The following is an 18,075-nucleotide window of genomic DNA, read 5'->3' on the forward strand; positions in this document are numbered from 1 at the left end:
GCTACACGTGTGTAGCAATTGGGCCCACGCCACGCCGTCGTGGCAGGTTCCCCTAGGAGCTCCCCCATGCTCGACTCCCCCTCGCTGCCCGCGGAGGCCCCCGCTCCGCAGGCACCCCCCGGCTTCGTCCGAAGACTGGCCCTCGGTCAGTTCGGCATGTACCTGGCCGTCCTCGCCCCCGTGATGGGCGGACTGTCGGTCAAGATCCAGGACCTGGTCGGCCTGGACGACGCCCCTGCCCAGCTCGGGCTGGTGACGGGGACCGGCGCGCTGTTCGCCCTGGTCGGCCAGCCCCTCGCGGGCCGCCTCTCCGACCGCTGCACCTCCCGCTTCGGGATGCGCCGCCCGTTCCTGGTCGGCGGCGTCGCGGTCATGGCGGTGGCCCTGCTGGCCTGCGCCCTGGCCCCGAGCATCCCGCTCCTGCTGATCGCCTGGTGTGCCGCCCAGGGCGCCGCCAACGTCGCCTTCGCCGCCGCCGGGGCGACCGTGGCCGACCACGTGCCCGAGGCCAGGCGCGGCAGCGTCTCCGGCATCGTCGGCGCGGTCACCCCGATCGGCATCATGGTCGGCTCGGTCCTGCTCTCCGTGCTGCCCGGCGACGTCCTGCGGTTCGTCGTGCCGGCCGCCATCGCCGTCGTCCTCGGCTTCTGGTTCGCCGCCCGGCTGCCCGACCGGGTCCGCACGGCCCCGCCGGACGAGCCGCTGAACGTGCGCAGCCTCCTGCTCTCCTTCGTCTTCGACCCGCGCAAGCACCCGGACTTCGGCTGGGCCTGGCTGAGCAAGTTCCTCATCATGCTCGGCTACGGCGCCCTGGCCGGCTATCTGACCCTGTTCCTGGCCGCCGAGTTCGGCATGGACGACACCGACGAGCAGCTGCGCTACAACGCCCTGGCCAACGGCCTGAGCGTGGCCACCCTGGTCGTCGCCAGCATCGTCGGCGGGGTGCTGTCCGACCGGGTCGGCCGCCGCAAGCCCTTCGTGATGGGCGGCGGGCTGCTGATGGCGGCGGTCCTCGCCGTGGTGACCGTCACCCCGTACCTGGGCGACGCCGGCCTGGGGACCCTGCTGGTCCTCGAAGCGGTCCTCGGCATCGGTGCCGGCCTGTTCTTCGCCGTCGACAACGCGCTCGCCATCAGCCTGCTGCCCAGCCAGGACGACACGGCCAAGGACCTCGGCGTGCTCAACATCGCCAACGCCCTTCCGAGTTCGCTCTCGCCGTTCCTGGCCGGCGTGGTCGTCATCCCGGTCGGCAACGCCCTGCTCGGCGGAGCCGGCTACTCCCTCTGGTTCGGCCTCGCCGCCGTGTTCTGCCTGGTCGGAGCGCTTCTCGTGACCAGGATCAGAAGCGCGGCCTGACCGCACCCGCTCCAGGACCCCCCGCGTTACCCCCCCGCACCCGCCCCAAGACCCCCCGCGTTACCCCCCCCGCACCACCCAGAAAGGCCCCCTCATGAGCACCGACGCCCGTTTCCCCTACCAGGACCCGACCCTGTCCGTCGACCAGCGCGTCGAGGACCTGCTGAGCCGCCTGCCGCTGGAGGACAAGGCCGGCCTGATGTTCCACCCGCTGGGGACCATCGGTGCCATGGACGACCCCGGCCACTTCGGCATGCCGTCCATGGCGGCCCTGCTGGAGCGGCGCATCAACCACTTCAACATCCTCTGGGCGACCGACGCGCGCTCCCTCGCCGCCTGGCACAACAACCTCCAGCGCGCCGTCCTCGACCGGCCGCTGGGCATCCCGGTGACCATCTCCAGCGACCCGCGCCACTCCTTCACCGACAACCCCGCCACCGCCCTGCTGGCCGGTCCGTTCTCGCAGTGGCCGGAACCGCTCGGCTTCGCCGCCGTCGGCTCGCCCGAGCTGGTGCGCCGCTGGGCGGACACGGTGCGCCGCGAGTACCTGGCCGTCGGCATCCGGGTCGCGCTCCACCCGCAGATCGACCTCGCCACCGAGCCGCGCTGGGCGCGCATCAGCACCACCTTCGGCGAGGACGCCGACCTCACCTCGAAGCTGGCCGTCGCCTATGTGCGCGGGCTGCAGGGCGAGGAGCTCGGGGCGGAGTCGGTCTCGGCGATGGCCAAGCACTTCCCGGGCGGCGGCCCGCAGTTGAACGGCGAGGACCCGCACTTCCCGTACGGCCGGGAGCAGGTCTACCCGGGCGGCAGGTTCGACTACCACCTGGAGCCGTTCAAGGCCGTCATCGAGGCCGGTGTCGCCCAGATGATGCCCTACTACGGCATGCCGGTCGGCACCGAGTACGAGGAGGTCGGCTTCGGCTTCAACAAGGGCGTCATCACCGGGCTGCTGCGCGAGCGGCTCGGCTACGACGGCATCGTCTGCACCGACTGGGCGATCCTCAACGACAAGTTCTGGGGCGTGGAAGAGCTGACGTACGAGGAGCGCATGCTCAAGTCGCTGGAGGCCGGGGTCGACCAGTTCGGCGGCGAGATCCGCCCGCAGGCGCTGGTGGACCTGGTCAAGGCCGGGAAGGTCGCCGAGCAGCGCATCGACGACTCGGCCCGCCGGCTGCTGCGCGAGAAGTTCCGGCTCGGCCTGTTCGACCGGCCGTACGTGGACGAGGCCGCCGCCGAAGCGCTGGTGGGCGCGGCCGGGGCGCGCGCCGAGGGCCTGGCGGCCCAGGCGGCCGCGACCGTCCTGCTGGCCAACGCCGCCGAGGGGCCGGCCCGGCTGCCGCTCGCCCCGGGCGGCCCGAAGGTCTACGCGGAGGGCGTGTCGGCCGAGGTGCTGGGCGGGCGCGCGACGCTCGTCGCCACGCCGGAGGAGGCGGACGTGGCGGTGCTGCGCCTGGCGGCGCCGTTCGAGCCGCGCGGCGAGGAGGGCGCGCTGGAGTCCTTCTTCCACGCGGGCTCGCTGGACTTCCCCGAGGAGGAGATCGAGCGCGTGCGGCGGATCTGCGCCACCGTGCCGACCGTGGTCGACGTGTACCTGGACCGCCCGGCGATCCTGACCGGGATCGCGGGCCACGCCGCCGCGCTGACGGTCAACTTCGGGGCGGAGGAGCGCGCCTTCGTGAAGGTGCTGTTCGGCGAGGAGCGGCCGCAGGGCTCGCTGCCGTTCGACCTGCCGTCGTCGATGGCGGCCGTCGAGGCGAGCCGCCCGGACGTGCCGTTCGACACCGCCGACCCGCTGTTCCGCTTCGGGCACGGTCTGCGCTACGAGGGCTGATCCACCCCGCGCACCGGCCCGCCCCGCGCACCGGCCCGCCGCCGCTCCGGCCCGCCGCCGCTCCGGTGGCGGGCCGGTCGCGCTCAGCCGAGGGCCCGGCCGACCAGGGACAGCGTGGCCATCGACACCAGCGTGGAGGCCAGGACGGTGTGCCGGGCGAAGGCGGCCCCGTGGTCGTACTCGCGCGCGTAGGTGAACACGTTCTGCGCGGTCGGCAGCGCCGAGAACAGCACCACGGTCAGCAGCTGGTGCGGCGGCAGGCCGAGCACCAGCGCGCCGACCGCCCAGGCCGCCAGCGGCTGGACGACGGTCTTCAGCGCGACCGCCGTCCCGACCTCCAGGCAGCGGGAGGCGCCGGTGACGGCGGGCGGGTGGCAGAGCGAGAGACCGAGGGCGACCAGGGCGGTCGGCACGGCCGCGCCACCGAGCAGTTCGCAGGACCGGTGCAGCTCGGCGGGCGGGTGCCACCCGGTCGCCGACACCACGGCGCCGAGCCCCACCGCCAGCAGGATCGGGTTGCGCAGCGGCAGCGTGAGCGCGGCCCGCAGGCCGGCCCGCCCGGAATCCAGCACGGTCAGCACCGCCGGGGTGACCACCAGGATCTGGAACAGCACCACCGGGCCGACGAACGAGGCGTCCCCGAGCACCTGGGTGGCCACCGGGATGCCCAGGTTGGCCGAGTTGACGTACCCGGCCGCCATGCCGCCGAGCGTGCGCTCCGGCACCCCGCGCCCGAACAGCCGGTGCGCGGCGAGCAGCCCGAGCCCGCCCGCCACCACCGTGCTCGCGGTGAACGCGACCATCGAGGCGTTGGCGAACCGGTCCAGCGGGGTGCGGCCGATCAGCAGGAACAGCGCGGCGGGCATTGCGGCGTGGAAGACGAACCGGTTCAGGACCTGCTCCGCGTGCTCGCCGAGCAGCCCGCCGCGGCCGAGCAGGTAGCCGACGCCGGTCAGCGCCCAGATCGGGGCGAAACCGGACAGCAGCGGGTGCAGGCTCGTCATGGCTTCCTCGGCGCGTTCGTCGGTGCGGGGGCTCGGACGGAACGCCGGAAGTCAACCAGGCGTGCGAACGGCCGCCGCGGGCAGGCCCCCGGCCGGACGGCGCGACCCGGAGCACAGGGCCTACCATGGCGGCGTGGATCACCTGAGCCTGGCCGAGGTCGAGACGATCGCCCGGCGCGCACACGCGGGGCAGACCGACAAGAACGGCCGCCCCTACACCGAGCACCTGGCGGCGGTCGCCCACGGCGTGGCGCGCCGCGGCGGCAGCGAGGAGCAGATCGCGGCCGGCTGGCTGCATGACGCCATCGAGGACGACGCGCTGACCCGCGAGTGGCTGGCCGCCGCCGCCCTCAGCGACACCACCAAGGCCATCGTGGACGCGCTCACCAAGCGGCCCGGCGAGCCGCTGGAGGAGTACACGGCGCGGATCCTGGCCACCCCCGGTGCGCTCGTCGTCAAGCGGGCCGACCTCGCGCACAACTCCGACCCGGCCCGGCTGGCGAGCCTGGACCCGGCCACCGCCGAACGCCTCGCCGCCAAGTACCGCCGCACCCGCGATCTGCTCGGGCTGGATCCCGCCTCCGACTGACGGACCGTCAATCCCCTTCGGCGGGCGGCAGGAAGCGCGCGAACGGATCACCGGTCCGGGCACAGTGCCCGGCCAGCAGCGTGCGGAAGCGGTCGAGCAGGGCCGCATGCCGGGCGTCCACCGCCAGGTTGACCATCTCACCCGGATCCCCGGCGAGGTCGAACAGCTGCTCCCGGTGGTCGCCCCAGGCGTAGCAGACGTACTTGTGCCGCCCGTCCCGGATCATCCGGCCGAGGGCGTTGTTGAACCCGGGCAGCTCCCAGCGGGTCTCCACCACCACGCTCTCCCGGGGCTCCGGCGCGCGCACGCTGCGCCCGGGCAGGCCCGGCGGCAGGGGGATCCCGGCGAGGTCGCCGAGGGTGGGCAGCAGGTCGGGCCCGGTCGACACCAGCCGGTCGCTGACCTCGCCCGGCGTGCTGCCGGGGCCGCTGACCAGGAACGGCACCCGCACCGACTCCTCGAACAGCGCCCACTTCTGGTTCCAGCCGTGCGCGCCGGCGCCGTCGCCGTGGTCGGCGGTGAACACCACGACGGTCTCCCGGCCGGTGGCGCGCTCGTGCGCGCGCAGCGCGTCCAGCACGGTGCCGAGGTGCGCGTCCACCCGTTCCACCAGCGCGTAGTAGGCCTGCCGGTAGCGCCGCCAGTCGTCCTCGCGCCACTCGGCGGTGGGGTGGGTGTGCGCCCAGGCGCGCTGGGCGAGCCGGGGGAGCCGGGCCTCGTAGGGCGCGGGCGGGAAGTTGGCGGGCAGCGGCGGGCACTGCGCGACGGGCGGCGGGGCGGGCAGCGGGCCGCTCTTCGGCTGCTGGCCGCGCGCCCATTCGCAGATGCCGTGCGGCTCCAGGAAGGAGAGCACCAGCAGGAACGGGCGGGGGTGGGGCCGGCTCAGGAATCCGGTCGCGGCGCGGGCGAGTCCGGCGTCGTCACCGGCCGGGTGGATGCGGCGGAAGCCGCGGCCGGCGGGCAGGTCGAGTTCGGGGAGGTGCCACTTGCCGCCGTAGGCGCAGTCGTACCCGGCCTCGGCGAACACCCGGCCCAGCAGCGGTTCCGGCGCTTCGCCGCCGGGGCCGGCGGCCTCGTTGCCGGTGAAGGCGAGCGCGCTGGGCAGCTGCCCGGTGAGCAGGCTGGCCCGGGAGGGTGCGCAGAGCGGCTGGGCGCAGTACGCCTGCCGGTAGCGGGTGCCGGCGGCGGCCAGCGCGTCCATGTGCGGGGTGGCGAGGTGCGGGTTACCGGCGGCGCTCATCGCGTCGGCGGTCTGCTGGTCGGTCAGGACGACCAGCACGTCGGGGCGTCGGTCCTCCACGTCAGGCCATCCGTTCGTAGCCGTGGCGGTCGAGGGCCCGGTGGAGCGGTCCGCCGAGGGCCCACCGCTCGAACTCGGCGGTCACGAGGTCCCCGAGGCGCCGCCGCTCCAGGGCCTGGCTGCCGGCCAGGTGCGGGGTGACCACGACGTTCGGCAGGGTGAACAACGGCGAGCCGGGCAGCGGTGGTTCGGGGTCGGTGACGTCCAGCACGGCGAACAGGTCGGGCCGTTCGGCGAGCACGGCGAGCAGGGCCGGCTCGTCGAGCACGGCGCCGCGCGCGGTGTTGACGAGCGTGGCACCGGGCTTCATCGAGGTGAGCAGGCGCCGGCCGACCAGCCCCCGGGTCTCCGGGACGAGCGGGGTGTGGACGCTCACCACGTCGGCGGTGGCGAAGAGTTCGTCCAGGCCGACCGCCCGCACCCCGGGCGGCGGCGCGGCGTACGGGTCGTGGGCGACCACCCGCAGGTCGTAGCCGCGCAGCCGCTCGCAGACCAGCCGCCCGATGGCGCCGAGCGACAGCACGCCGACGGTGGCGCCGTACGCGCCGGGGGCCCGGCCGACCCGGACGGGCGCGCGGGCGGCGCGGGCGGCGAGCACGTGCCGCCAGCCGTCCTTGAGCGCGTAGACGATCTGCGCGACGGTGAACTCGGCGACCGGTACGGCGTTGGCGTGGGCGGCGGTGACGATCGGGATGCCGGCCGCCCAGAACTCCTCGGTGACGATCCGGCGCACCGATCCGGCCGCGTACAGCACCAGGGCCAGCCGGGGCATCCGCTCCAGTGCGGCCGCGTCGAGCACGGGCCCGCCCCAGCCGGTGCACAGCACCTCGACGTCGCGCAGGGCGTCCGGCGCCGCGGCGAGCCGCTCGGGGGACCAGACCCCGCCGGGGGCGTCCGGGTCCGCGACGAGGTCCGCGCGTGCGAGCACCCGGGCACGCGCCTCGGGGCCGTAGACGTCGGGGAACCGGGCCGGGTCCATGGCGAAGGCGGCCGTGAACATCCGGGTCTCCTTGGGTCGAGTGGCCACGAGGAGTTTCTATCACACTGAGAAATAGTGGGGCGGGGCGCGGCCCCGAGGCGGCCCGGCCCGGACGGGTCCGTGGGTTCCGTGGGTTCCGTGGGTTCAGCGGGTGATGAAGGTGGCCCCGTCGACGAGCCGGACGGCCGCCGCGGCGGCGCCCACCAGCTCGGTGGTGGTCGAGTGCACCATCATCAGCCGCGGCAGCACCGGCACCCGGCCCTGCAGCCGGGACTCGATCGCGGGCAGCATCTCGCCGCCGCTCTCCCAGAGCAACCGCCCGCCCAGCGCGACGAGTTCGGGCCCCAGCACGCTGGTCAGATTGGCCACCAGCAGGGCCAGGTCGTCGGTGAACTCGTCCACCAGCCGCACCGCCGCCGGCACGCCCTCGCGGGCCAGCCGGAACAGCTCGGCCACCCGCTCGGCGGACGATCCCGACACGGTGAGCCCGGCCTCGGCGATCCGCCGGTCCACGGCGTGGTCGCCGATCCGCGCCTGGGTGTCCCCGGTGCGGCCGAGCGGGCGGTCCAGCGCCCGGCGGTCGCCCATCAGGTACCCCAGCGCCCCCGCCGACCCCAGCCGGCCCCGGTGCAGCCGGCCGCCCAGGACGATCCCGGCGCCGACCTCGATCCCGACCACCACGGCGGCGAGGTCGCCCACCCCGGCGCCCGCCTCGCCGTGCTGGACGGCCAGGGCGACCAGGTCCACGTTGCTCTCCACGGCCACCGGGACGCCCAGCCGCTCCTGGAGCAGGGTGCGCAGCCGCAGCCCCGGCCAGTCCAGCGCCGGGGCGAACTCCACCAGCCCGGTCCGGTCCCGGACCACCCCGGGCACCCCGACCACCAGCGCGCGCGGCGCGCCCGCGTGCCGGGCGGCCCACGTCCGCAGCCCCTCGACCAGGGCGAGCAGCGGGCCGGTGAGGTCCTCGGCGGACGGCTCGCGCCCGCGCTCCGGCCCGAGGCCCGCCGCCCAGTGGTGCTCGGCCTCGTGCAGCACGGCGCCGTGCAGGTCGGTGACCACCCCGACGATCCGGCGCGGGCGCATCGCCACCGCCAGGACGGTCTGCGCCCCGGCGTTGTACCGGATCAGCTGCGGCGGCCGGCCGCCGCTGGACGGCGCCCGCTCGGCCTCGACCACCACCAGGCCGGCCGTCCGCAGCACCTCGACCAGCCGGTGCACGGTCGCCGTCGACAGCCCGCTCTCGGCCGCCAGCCGCTGCCGGGACAGCGAGCCGTGCCGGCGCAGCACCTCCAGCAGCACGGTCTGGTTGACCTGCGCCACGGTCTGCGTGGTGGCGGTCGCCGGGGTGCGGGGGGACTGGGGCACCGGATGCTCCTCGGGCGGGGCCGGGCGGAGCCCGAGCGCTGGGCGGGACTTCGTCTCGGCCCGAATATATCCGAGCGGCCCCGCCGTGACCGGCCCGGGAACGCCCGAAGGCCCGGCCGCGCGGATTGCGCGCGGCCGGGCCGTCGGTCACCCCGGTGGTCCCTGTCCGACCCCGGGGTGAGGGGGGACAGATGGTCCGGTGAAGTCGGGTACTGCTCCTGGTCGGCTTAGTACCAGTGGTGGGTCTGCCAGAACGCCCAGGCGTTGTTCGGGCTGCCGTAGCGCTCGTTCATGTAGTCCAGCGCCCAGCGGATCTGGGTGGTGGGGTTGGTCTTCCAGTCGGCGCCGTGCGAGGCCATCTTCGAACCCGGCAGCGCCTGCGCCAGGCCGTACGCACCCGAGGACGGGTTGACCGCGGTCACGTTCCAGCTGGACTCGTGGGCGATGATCTGGCTGAACGAGTTGAGCTGGTTGGCCGGGACGATCTGTGCGGCGATCGTCTGCGGCGTCGCGGCCGAGGCGGTGGCGGGCACCAGGCCGGCACCGAGGGCGGTCACGGCGGCGGCACCGGCGAGAACGGCGGCCGAGGTACGCATACGAAGCTTGAAAGCGGGCATGAAGAACAAGACCTCAATCAGGTTGGGCCGGCGTTCGCCCCGCCCGGACCGTGGCCGGACAGGGGCCGTAACGGTCGCGGGGCGTGCGCCGGACAGTCGTGGTGAAGAGCCGCACCCCGGTGGGACAGGTACCGGGTGCGGCCGGCGACGAGACCCATTGTTGCCAGACCGGTTCGGCCGCTGCCAAGACCCGTCCGCTACGACGCCCGGTCGTAGCGATCTCGCGCGCCGTCGATTCGAAGGCCCCCCGCCGAGGCCCCTGACCTGCGGCTACGCCACCCCCGCCCCGGTATCGGCCCGAGCACTACCGCCCGTCGTGCCGAGGGAATCCTTGTGAGCGCACTCACCGCCCGCCGCCCCCGGACGTCACCCACCGCCATGGCCGGCTGCACACCGAGTCGCGGTGGATCTGAGACCGGCACCACAACGGGGGTGCCGGGGTGGGGACTTCGCGCGACTGCGGGCGACCTCGCACGACGTCGCGCGGCGGCGCCCCTCGTGCCGATGCCCCGCCGAGGGCCGCGGATGGATTCCGCGGCACCCGGCGGGGCATCGGTGCGGCACGCCGCTCGGGCGGGCCGGTCAGCCGGTTCTACGCTCGCGCCGGCTCACCGGCCTGGCCGGTTCAGTGGTTGCGGCGGTGCCTGCTCAGGGCGAGGACGAGTGCGCCGACGACCAGCAGGGCGCCTCCGATCCCCGCCACCGTCGTGACGGCGGTGCCGGTGCGGGCGAGGATGCCGGTCGGTCCGGACGGCTTAGGCGCCGCGGGCACCGCGGGCGCCGGTGCCGCCGGGCTGCCGGGCTCGACCTTCACCGTGGCGGTGGCCTCGGCGGAGGCGGCCCCGGCGCCGGTGGCGGTGGCGGTGTTGACGACCTTGCCCCGCTGGGCGTCCTCGGCCGTGACGGTGTGCGGCTGGGTGGTGCACGTCATCGTCGCGCCCGGGGCCAGGCTGGTCCCGGGGCAGGTCACCGCACCGGCGGTGGGGTCGTCGACCTTGATGCCGGTGACGGTGGCGGTGCCCTGGTTGGCCACGGTCAGCTTCCACTCGATGCGGTCGCCGGTGTCGGTCCTCCCGTTCCGGTTGACGTCGACGACCTCGGCGGACTTGCGGAGGTCGAGTGCGCCCCGCCCGTCGGACGGGACGATGACCCCGGACGGCGGGGAGACCGGGGGCTCGCCCTTGGGCGGGGTGCCGGTGGCCGTGGCCGTGTTCCTGATCGTTCCGGCGTCGACGTCGGCCTGGGTGACCGTGTAGGTCGCGGTGCAGGTGACGGTGGCGCCGGGCGCGAGCGCAGTGGTCTCCTTCGGGCAGATGACGGGGGAGAGCTTGCCGGTGCCGGTGAACTCGCCCTCGGTGACCTTGACGTCCTTGACGGTGACGTTGCCGGTGTTGGTGACGGTGAAGGTGTAGGTGACCTTCTCCCCGGCGACGAGTCGGCCGGGCTTCTCGGTCTCGGCGGACTTGACCACCGCGAGCGCCGGCTTCGGCGCCTGCGGCAGCTCCACCTCGGACGGCGGGGACACCGGCGGCGGTCCGGCCGGCGGGGTGCCGGTGCCGGTGAACGCGGTCTCGTCGACCTTGACGTCCTTGAGGGTGACGTTGCCGGTGTTGGTGACCACGAAGCTGTACGCGATCTCCTCACCGAGCACGAGCTGGTCCGGCCGGCTCGTCGTGGCGGACTTGACCACCGTCAGGCCGGGGTCGGACGTCGCGGTCACCGTCGCCGAGTCCGGCGGGGAGACGGTCGGGGTGGTGGACCCCGGCTCGGTGCCGTGCGCGGTCGCGGTGTTCTTGATCGAGCCCGCGTCCAGGTCGGTCTGGGCGACGGTGTAGGTGGCGGTGCAGGTCAGCGACGCCCCCGGGGCCAGCGGACCGGCCGGGCAGCCGACGGCCGGCGGCGTGCTGCCCGAGAACGCCGTTTCGGTGACACCCGGGTCCGACAGCTCGACGTTGCCGGTGTTGGTCAGCACGAAGGAGTACTTCACGCTGTCGCCGACCTTGCTCACGGTGCCCGGGTCGGCCGACTTCTTCACCGTCAGCGCCGGGGCCACGGCGCAGGTCTTCACCGAGGACTGGTTGTTGCCCGGCGTCGGGTCCTGCTCATTGGCCAGCACCGAACCGGTGTTGGTGACGCAGCCGGTCATCGTGGCGGGGCTGTCCGCCGTGATGGTGATGGTGTTCTCGACCCCCGCGAGGGTCCGCCCGCCGACACACGTCACCGTGTTGCCGGCCACGGTGCAGCCGGGCGTCGCGGTCTTCACGTTCGTGAGCGGCGCGGGGACGGTGTCGGAGACGGTGTAGCCGCTGGCGTTGCCGGGCCCGTTGTTCTTCACCTTCAGTGTGTACGTCACGACGGTGCCCGGCTTCACCAGGTCCGGTCCGCTCTTGACGAGCGAGAAGTCCGTGGGCAGACCGGCCGAGGCCGCACCGTCGTTGTTGCCGCTGGACGGCCCGGGCGACGTGGAGACGAGGGTGAACGTGGGGTTCGCCGCCGCCGGATTGGTGATCTTGACCTGGTACACGGTTCCGGACGAGTTGTCGGAGACGCCGATGTTGCCGTTGCCGAACGTCCAGGCGGCGCCGAACCCCGAGGCACTCGCCTTCACGGGGGAGGGGGAGGGGGAGGCCGTGACCGTCTTGGTCGCACCGAGGAGGTCGAACCGCATGATCGTGCCGTCGGGGGCGGCGCTCCAGAAGAATCCGCCCGCATACGTGAAGTCGGACACGGTCGCCACCGTGGGCAGCTTGAACGTCTCGATGATCTGGCCGGTGGTGACATTGATCCGCCAGGCCGTGTCGCCCCCGCTCCAGGCGGCGTAGAGGCTGCCGTTCGGCGCGAACGCGCCCACGTTCGGCCAGCCCTGCGCGAGGCCGGTTCCCGAGCGGGTGACGACGCCGCCCTGCCCGATGCGGACGATCGTGCTGTCGGCGGCGATTCCGTACAGGTAGTTGTCCGCCGGGTTGTAACTGATGGCGTTGTAGCCCATCGCGGCGGCGGTGCCCTCCGGTTGGAAGGTGACACTGCCGGACGCGCCGGTGACTGCCTTGTAGAGGCGGGTGGGAATGTCCTGCGCGATGAAGACCTGGGGGTCCGCCGGGTTGAACGGGTCACCCGCCGCCGCGTGCGACTGCGGCGCGGAGAGGAACGGGATCGTGAGGGAGCCTGCTCCGATCAGCAGGGCCATCACCAGCAACCCGATGAGTGAGCGGCGTGGCCGCCCCGGGCGGCGAGTCACGGCGCTCACGCGATCCCCTCCGGCACGTGCGGCGGTATGGATACGGGTATCCGCTTTGACCAGTTCACTTCGGACGTCCCTCCAGGTCGGAAGCTTCGGCGCGCACGGCGTCAGACCTCCGTGCACGCACCGGGATCAGGGCAGTGGGGACCTGATTCTGAGAGGGGAGTTAAGCACCGAATCATGGAAATTTGTCGTATGTGTGAACAAACTATCGATGTGTCTGATGTGGGTGGTTGATCCGGCATCGGCCCACCGCCGGTCCCGCCCCCAGCACGTCGCCCCGCCGGGCGTGGGCCCGGCGGGGCGACGTGGGGGCCGACCAGCTGTTCATCTGACGGTCAGGCCGGGGGCAGGACGTCCCCCAGGCGGCGGTGGCGGGTGGCGCGGGCGGTGAGGCGGGTGGCTTCGGGGGTGGCGGTGAGGGTGGTGAGGGCGGCGGCGACGGCGCTGCCGAGGCGGGCGCAGAAGGCGGCGGGTTCGTCGGCGGCGTCGGGGAGTTCGGGGACCACGGTGTCGACCAGGCCGACGGCGGCGAGGTCGTGGGCGGTGATGCCCTGGCTGCGGGCGAGGTCGGGGGCGTGGCCGCCGTCGCGGTGGACGATGGCCGAGGCGCCCTCCGGGGGGAGCGGGGCGAGCCAGGCGTTGGCGGCGGCGAGCACGCGGTCGGCGGGGAGGAGGGCCAGGGCGCCGCCGCCCGAGCCCTGGCCGAGGAGGACCGCGAGGACGGGGGTGCGCAGCGCGAGCAGGGTGGTGAGGCAGTAGGCGATCTCGACGGCCACGCCGTCCAGCTCGGCCTGGACGGAGAGCTCGGCGCCCGCCGTGTCGACCACCGTGACGAGGGGCAGGCCGAGCTGTTCGGCGAGGCGGGCGGTGCGGCGGACGGCCCGCAGGTCGGCGGCGGTGAAGGGGCGCTCCTGGGTGCCGGTCCGGCGCTGCTGGCCGACGACCACGGCGGGCTGCCCGTCCAGCACGGCGAGCGCGCGGACCAGGGCGCCGTCCCGGCCGCCGGGGGAGTCGAGGAGCACCAGCTCCTCGGCGGTGCGGCGCAGCAGCTCGCGGGTGCCCGGGCGGTCGGGGCGGCGGGTGCGGAGGACGGCCTGCCAGGCGTCGGGGCGCTCGGCCGGTTCGGCGGTGGCGGGCGCGGCGGCGGGTGAGACGGCGGGCCCGGCGGGGGGCAGCGACCGGCGGGTCAGGACGGACAGCGAGCGGCGCAGCACCTCGCGCAGTTCCTCCGGTGCCACCACCGCGTCGACGAGCCCGCGCTCCGCCAGCGTCTCGGCGCGCTGCACCTCGGGCGGCAGCTCCACGCCCCGCAGTTCCTCGTACACGCGCGGGCCGAGGAAGCCGAGCCGGGCCCCCGGTTCGGCGAGGACCAGCTGCCCGAGCGTGCCCCAGGACGCGAACACCCCGCCCATGGTGGGGTTGCGCAGATAGGTGAGGTAGGGCAGGCCCGCCGCCCGGTGCGCCTGGACGGCGGCGGTGATCCGCAGCATGCAGAGGAAGGCGGCCGACCCCTCCTGCATCCGGGTCCCGCCGGAGACCGGCAGGGAGATCAGGGGGAGGCGTTCGGCGGTGGCCCGTTCCACGGCGCGGGTGATCCGTTCGGCGGTGGCCACGCCGATGGACCCGCCGAGGAAGCCGAACTCGGAGGCGACCAGGGCCACCGGCTCCCCGCCGATCCGGCCGACACCGGTGAGCACCGCCTCGTCCACGCCGGTGCGCTCCCGCGCCCGGGCGAGGCTCGCCCGGTAGCCGGGGTCGGCGGGAGCGGCGTCGCCGGCCGCCGGTTCGTCCCGGCTCCGGTAGCTGCCGGGGTCGACCAGCAGCCCGATCAACTGCTGAGCCGTCAGGGAAACGCCCATCTGTTCCACCCCATCGCCCGATCCGGATCCGCGCCGAGGAAGATCACCCTAGGCGGAGGGCGGAGCGGGCAGGGGGATTGGGCGCCGGGTGTGAGGAGACCGACAGCCTCGCCGCGGCGCCCCGGGCGAGATCGAGCGGCGCGGGAACGGGGCCCGCGGGTACGGTCGGCGCCTGGACGACCTGCCCGAGAGCCTGGACCGCGAGGTTCTCGACCGCGACATCCTCGACCGCCGGATCGTCCGCGCCGTCAAGGCGATCACGGACGCGTCCGGCTGCACGCTCCACGCGGCGCTGGACGTCTTCGTGCGCCGCTACGAGGAACTCCGCCGCGACCGGCCGGACGAATTCCGGCCGAGCTGCGAGGAGTACGGGCGCGACGTCTGCGCCTGAGCCTCCCGCACCGCCTCGCGGGCCGACCTCCCGCACTCCCCGCCGGCCCCGGCCCCGGACGCGGCACGCGCCCGGGGCCGGCGGCGGGGCGGGTCAGGCGTGGCGCGTCGAGCCGCAGGCTCCGACGGGCAGGACCCGGAAGCCATAGCTCTTGATCGCGGCGGCGGCGACGGGGCTCCTGCAGATCCACCCGTAGGTGCCGAAGACGTTGCGCAGGGTGTTCGTCGCGGGGAGCCTGGTCCAGTCGGCTTCGCGCACCACGTTGAAGAGCCACCGTCCGTAGGACGAGGACGAGAACCCGAGGGCCATCTGACGGGCGACGGGGTCCACCGCGGCGATTCCGTCGATGTCGCGGACGGTGAGGACGACGGGGTCGTCGCCGGGGCCGGAGTGTCCGCCGTAGACCTGGCCGACGAAGCGGCCGACGGAGTAGGGCACGATCGCGTTGGGGTCGTGCAGGATCGGGTCCCAGCCCTGGTCCCCCCGCGCGACGACGCGCACGCACGAGCGGTCGCTCGGGCCGTCCGTGCCCGCGGGCGGGTACTTGATGGCCTTGAGGAAGAAGTCCGAGGACTCCATCGGTGTGCCGGTGACGCCCGACCGGTCGACGGAGAGGTGGCCGGCGAGAACCGGGACGATGGTGGCGTCGGGCAGCGCGGGGTTGATCTGCTTCCACTTGGTGACGCGGCAGTTGTAGATGTTGGAGAGGTCGGACGTGGTCAGGTTCTGCGGGGCGTTGCCGCCGGCGGGCGCGGCCCAGCTGACCGCGTCCCACGCCATGGCGACGAACAGGTTGCCGGGGAGGTCGGTGGTGTTCGGGACACGGCTGGTGCGGACGAAGTCGACGGTGCCGCTGGTGGTGGTGTTCAGCGCCGCCAGGGCCGCGCCGGTGCGGTCCGGGCGGGCGATCGGGCTCGCACCCGCCTTGGGGGTGATCTGCGCGGTTCCGCCGGTGTCCCAGCTGTGGAGGCGGGGTGAGGTGGTGTCGCCGGCGGCGGCCAGGGCGGCGTTGTAGTCGGTGGAGAACTGGGTGAACAGGGTCTCGGTCACGCCGGCTCCCACACCGACGACGTCGGTCGCGGCCGGCAGCGTGACCGGGTCGGCCCCGGCGGTGGCGGTGGCGGTCAGGGCCAGCGCGCAGGCGGCGGCGAGGGCCGGGACGGCCCGGGCGGTGAGGCGGATCAGCATGCGAACTCCCTTGCGGGTGAGGGCGGACGGTCGCACCACGGGCATCCTCGGTCCACCGCTCCCGCCCCCGGAAGTGCCCGGGAATCCGGCGTACGCGGCCCCCGCAGGTCACCCCGCCGACCGGACCCTCGCGCCACCGGCTGTTCTTCCACCGGTGGCCCCGCGGCCACTGCCCCGCCCGCGCCCGGCTACACCGGCGGCCGCGGGTCGTACTGGATCCCGTGCCGGACCTGCCGGGCCCGCTCCACCGAGGCGAGCCGGGCCACCAGGTGCAGGGACATGTCCATCCCCGCCGAGATCCCCGCCGAGGTGATCACGTCCCCGTCGTCGACGAACCGGTCCTCGCGCCGCACCTCGGCGGTCGGCTCCAGCTCGGCCAGCAGGTCGAGCGAGGCCCGGTGCGTGGTGACCGGCCGCCCGCGCAGCAGACCCGCCTTCGCGTACACCAGCGCGCCGGTGCAGACGCTGGTCATCAGCGGCACCGACGCGGCCAGCTCCCGCACCCGCGCCAGGTGCTCCTCGTCGGCGAGCAGTGGCCGGGTGCCCTGCCCGCCCGGGTGCACCACCACGTCCGGGGCGGGCATCGACGCCCACGAGTGGTGCGCCTGCACGGTGAGTCCCTTGGCGCACTCCACCGGCCCGCCGTCCCGGGAGACGCACGACACCCGCCAGCCGTCCTCGGGGAAGTTCCGCGTCCAGTAGGCGAGCACCTCCCACGGGCCGATGGCGTCCAACTCCTCGACGCGGGGGAACAACAGGATCGCGATGTGGCGGAGCCGGCCGGGCGGCCCGTCGGCCTGGGTGCTGGTGTCCATGGCTCCGGATTCAAGCAGGGTCCCGGTGCTTCCGTCCGGGAATAAACGCCCGGGTTGCTAGGGTCGGGGCATGGCGACGAGCAGAACGGGCGGCGGACCGAACCCCCCGGGGCGGTTGCGGCGCGACGCGCAGCGCAACCGCGATCTGCTGCTCGCCACCGCCCGCACCCTGTTCGCGGACCACGGGCTGGACGTGCCGCTCGACCAGATCGCCAAGGAGGCGGGCGTCGGCAACGCCACCCTCTACCGGCACTTCCCGACCCGCGAGGCACTGATCGGCGAGGTCTTCGCGGACGCCGCCCACCTGCTGGACGAGGCCGGCGCCGAGGCGCTGGCCGCCGAGGACGCCTGGAGCGCGATCGAGCGCTACTTCGCGCGGATCTTCGAAGTGGTCGCCGCCGACCGGGGCATCAACGACCTGGTCACCCAGGCCATCCCGACCGTCCCCGGGATGATCGAGATCAGCCGGCGCAACGCCGTGACGGTCGGCGCGCTCGTCGCCCGCGCGCAGGAGCAGGGCAGCATGCGCGCCGACGTGGTCACCATGGACCTGCTGTTCATGCTCGGCCCGCTCTGCCGCGCCCTGCCCGCCGCCGCCGACCTGCGCCCCGACCTGTGGCGCCGCCACCTCGCCCTGCTGCTCGACGGCTTCCGCGCCCGGGCCGCCCACCCGCTGCCCGTCCCGCCGATCGGCGAGGAGCACCTCGACCGGATGTTCGCCGACCTCTGGGAGGCCGACGGGCCCGGCACGGCGTAGGGCGCGTCAGGAACCCGTACGGACCGGCCCCGCCCGCGTCAGGGCTCCGTCAACGAACCGCCCGTCCCCGTCCTCCCCGGCTTGGCTGGACCCGACGACACCGGCCACCACCCCTGAGGACGGACAGCACCATGGCGGACGAGCCGACCGAGCGGACAGACCTCCCCGGCACACCCCGCGAGCCCGAGGACGACGGCCGCGGCCGCGTCGTCGTCGGCGTCAGCGGTTCGCTCGGCAGCCTCGCCGCCCTGCACCGCGCCGTCGCCGAGGCCCGGCGGCTGGACGCCGAGGTCCTCGCCGTGCACTGCTGGACCCCGGCCGGCGGTGAGTTCGGCTACCGCCGCGCGCCCTGCCCGCCGCTCCTCTCCGCCTGCCGAGACGCGGCCGCCGCCCGGCTGCGCGACGCCCTGGACCGCGCCTTCGGCGGCGCCTGGGCGGGCGTGCGGCTGCGCAGCATCGCCGTCCGCGGCGAGACCGGCCAGGCCCTGGTCCGCTGCGCCGACCGGCCGGACGACCTCCTCGTCCTCGGCGCCGGCAGCCGCGGCGCCCTCGCCCGCGCCCTGCGTCCCTCCGTCACCGCCTACTGCACCCGGCACGCCGGCTGCCCGGTCCTCGCCGTCCCCAAGCCGCCGCTCCAACGCGAACTGGAAGCCCTGCGGCGCCACCCCCGCACCCGCCTGACGGTCACCGCCTGACCGCGCCCCGGTCCGGTTCGGGCACCCGTTCTGAGCTGGTAGTGTTCTTCCTGTCGCGAGGGAGATGATCTCTCGTCAGGCG

14 protein-coding genes are annotated in these 18,075 nt (G+C 74.5%); 5 read left to right on the plus strand and 9 right to left on the minus strand.

Annotated elements, in window-relative coordinates:
* The first annotated feature begins 66 nt into the window (after positions 1-66).
* Positions 67-1,356: an MFS transporter gene (locus ACFVVL_RS16875; RefSeq protein WP_387675758.1), complete on the plus strand. Its 1,290-nt coding sequence runs from the start codon at positions 67-69 to the stop codon at positions 1,354-1,356.
* 94 nt (positions 1,357-1,450) lie between these two features.
* The gene (locus ACFVVL_RS16880) at positions 1,451-3,190 is read left to right on the plus strand and encodes a glycoside hydrolase family 3 protein (protein WP_387675761.1); all 1,740 of its coding nucleotides are present in this window, start codon (positions 1,451-1,453) and stop codon (positions 3,188-3,190) included.
* Between the two features lie 83 nt (positions 3,191-3,273).
* On the opposite strand, the gene ACFVVL_RS16885 is transcribed toward ACFVVL_RS16880, so the two are convergent.
* Positions 3,274-4,194 carry an AEC family transporter gene (locus ACFVVL_RS16885; protein WP_387675764.1) on the minus strand — a complete coding sequence of 307 codons (921 nt, stop codon included), beginning with the start codon at positions 4,192-4,194 and terminating at the stop codon, positions 3,274-3,276.
* 133 nt (positions 4,195-4,327) lie between these two features.
* Here ACFVVL_RS16885 and ACFVVL_RS16890 point away from each other — a divergent pair, with 133 nt between their 5' ends.
* The gene (locus tag ACFVVL_RS16890) at positions 4,328-4,783 is read left to right on the plus strand and encodes an HD domain-containing protein (RefSeq protein WP_380287787.1); all 456 of its coding nucleotides are present in this window, start codon (positions 4,328-4,330) and stop codon (positions 4,781-4,783) included.
* A 7-nt stretch (positions 4,784-4,790) separates the two neighbouring features.
* Here ACFVVL_RS16890 and ACFVVL_RS16895 read toward each other — a convergent pair whose 3' ends face one another.
* From ACFVVL_RS16895 to ACFVVL_RS16930, 8 genes are all read right to left on the minus strand, one after another.
* Positions 4,791-6,083, minus strand: a complete 1,293-nt coding sequence (locus ACFVVL_RS16895) for a sulfatase (RefSeq protein ID WP_387675767.1) — start codon at positions 6,081-6,083, stop codon at positions 4,791-4,793.
* Between the two features lies 1 nt (position 6,084).
* The gene (locus ACFVVL_RS16900) at positions 6,085-7,110 is read right to left on the minus strand and encodes a hydroxyacid dehydrogenase (protein WP_387675770.1); all 1,026 of its coding nucleotides are present in this window, start codon (positions 7,108-7,110) and stop codon (positions 6,085-6,087) included.
* A 96-nt stretch (positions 7,111-7,206) separates the two neighbouring features.
* Complete coding sequence (locus tag ACFVVL_RS16905) at positions 7,207-8,427, minus strand: ROK family protein (RefSeq protein ID WP_387675773.1); 1,221 nt, start codon at positions 8,425-8,427, stop codon at positions 7,207-7,209.
* A 227-nt stretch (positions 8,428-8,654) separates the two neighbouring features.
* Complete coding sequence (locus ACFVVL_RS16910; protein WP_380287795.1) at positions 8,655-9,044, minus strand: transglycosylase SLT domain-containing protein; 390 nt, start codon at positions 9,042-9,044, stop codon at positions 8,655-8,657.
* Positions 9,045-9,669: 625 nt separating this feature from the next.
* Complete coding sequence (locus tag ACFVVL_RS16915; protein WP_387675776.1) at positions 9,670-12,291, minus strand: DUF6923 family protein; 2,622 nt, start codon at positions 12,289-12,291, stop codon at positions 9,670-9,672.
* Between the two features lie 332 nt (positions 12,292-12,623).
* Positions 12,624-14,147: a carboxyl transferase domain-containing protein gene (locus tag ACFVVL_RS16920; protein WP_387675778.1), complete on the minus strand. Its 1,524-nt coding sequence runs from the start codon at positions 14,145-14,147 to the stop codon at positions 12,624-12,626.
* Positions 14,148-14,631: 484 nt separating this feature from the next.
* Positions 14,632-15,726 (minus strand): substrate-binding domain-containing protein, encoded by a 1,095-nt coding sequence (locus ACFVVL_RS16925; protein WP_387675781.1) that lies wholly within the window; start codon positions 15,724-15,726, stop codon positions 14,632-14,634.
* Between the two features lie 188 nt (positions 15,727-15,914).
* Positions 15,915-16,541, minus strand: a complete 627-nt coding sequence (locus ACFVVL_RS16930) for a DJ-1/PfpI family protein (RefSeq protein WP_387675784.1) — start codon at positions 16,539-16,541, stop codon at positions 15,915-15,917.
* A gap of 70 nt (positions 16,542-16,611) precedes the next feature.
* On the opposite strand from ACFVVL_RS16930, the gene ACFVVL_RS16935 reads away from it, so the two are divergent.
* Together ACFVVL_RS16935 and ACFVVL_RS16940 are read left to right on the plus strand one after the other, a co-directional pair.
* Complete coding sequence (locus tag ACFVVL_RS16935; protein ID WP_387675787.1) at positions 16,612-17,298, plus strand: TetR/AcrR family transcriptional regulator; 687 nt, start codon at positions 16,612-16,614, stop codon at positions 17,296-17,298.
* Positions 17,299-17,429: 131 nt separating this feature from the next.
* A complete protein-coding gene (locus tag ACFVVL_RS16940) occupies positions 17,430-17,993 on the plus strand; it encodes a universal stress protein (protein WP_387675790.1) in 564 nt (187 codons plus the stop codon).
* The last annotated feature ends 82 nt before the right edge of the window (positions 17,994-18,075 follow it).

The organism is Kitasatospora sp. NPDC058115, assembly GCF_042884635.1.
In the GTDB taxonomy this organism is placed as follows: Bacteria; Actinomycetota; Actinomycetes; order Streptomycetales; family Streptomycetaceae; genus Kitasatospora.

Coding starts and splice junctions, on each gene's coding strand:
- ACFVVL_RS16875 (WP_387675758.1), top strand. CDS start 67: ATGCTCGACTCCCCCTCGCTGCCCGCGGAGGCCCCCGCTCCGCAGGCA.
- ACFVVL_RS16880 (WP_387675761.1), top strand. CDS start 1,451: ATGAGCACCGACGCCCGTTTCCCCTACCAGGACCCGACCCTGTCCGTC.
- ACFVVL_RS16885 (WP_387675764.1), bottom strand. CDS start 4,194: ATGACGAGCCTGCACCCGCTGCTGTCCGGTTTCGCCCCGATCTGGGCG.
- ACFVVL_RS16910 (WP_380287795.1), bottom strand. CDS start 9,044: ATGCCCGCTTTCAAGCTTCGTATGCGTACCTCGGCCGCCGTTCTCGCC.
- ACFVVL_RS16920 (WP_387675778.1), bottom strand. CDS start 14,147: ATGGGCGTTTCCCTGACGGCTCAGCAGTTGATCGGGCTGCTGGTCGAC.
- ACFVVL_RS16925 (WP_387675781.1), bottom strand. CDS start 15,726: ATGCTGATCCGCCTCACCGCCCGGGCCGTCCCGGCCCTCGCCGCCGCC.
- ACFVVL_RS16930 (WP_387675784.1), bottom strand. CDS start 16,541: ATGGACACCAGCACCCAGGCCGACGGGCCGCCCGGCCGGCTCCGCCAC.
- ACFVVL_RS16935 (WP_387675787.1), top strand. CDS start 16,612: ATGGCGACGAGCAGAACGGGCGGCGGACCGAACCCCCCGGGGCGGTTG.
- ACFVVL_RS16940 (WP_387675790.1), top strand. CDS start 17,430: ATGGCGGACGAGCCGACCGAGCGGACAGACCTCCCCGGCACACCCCGC.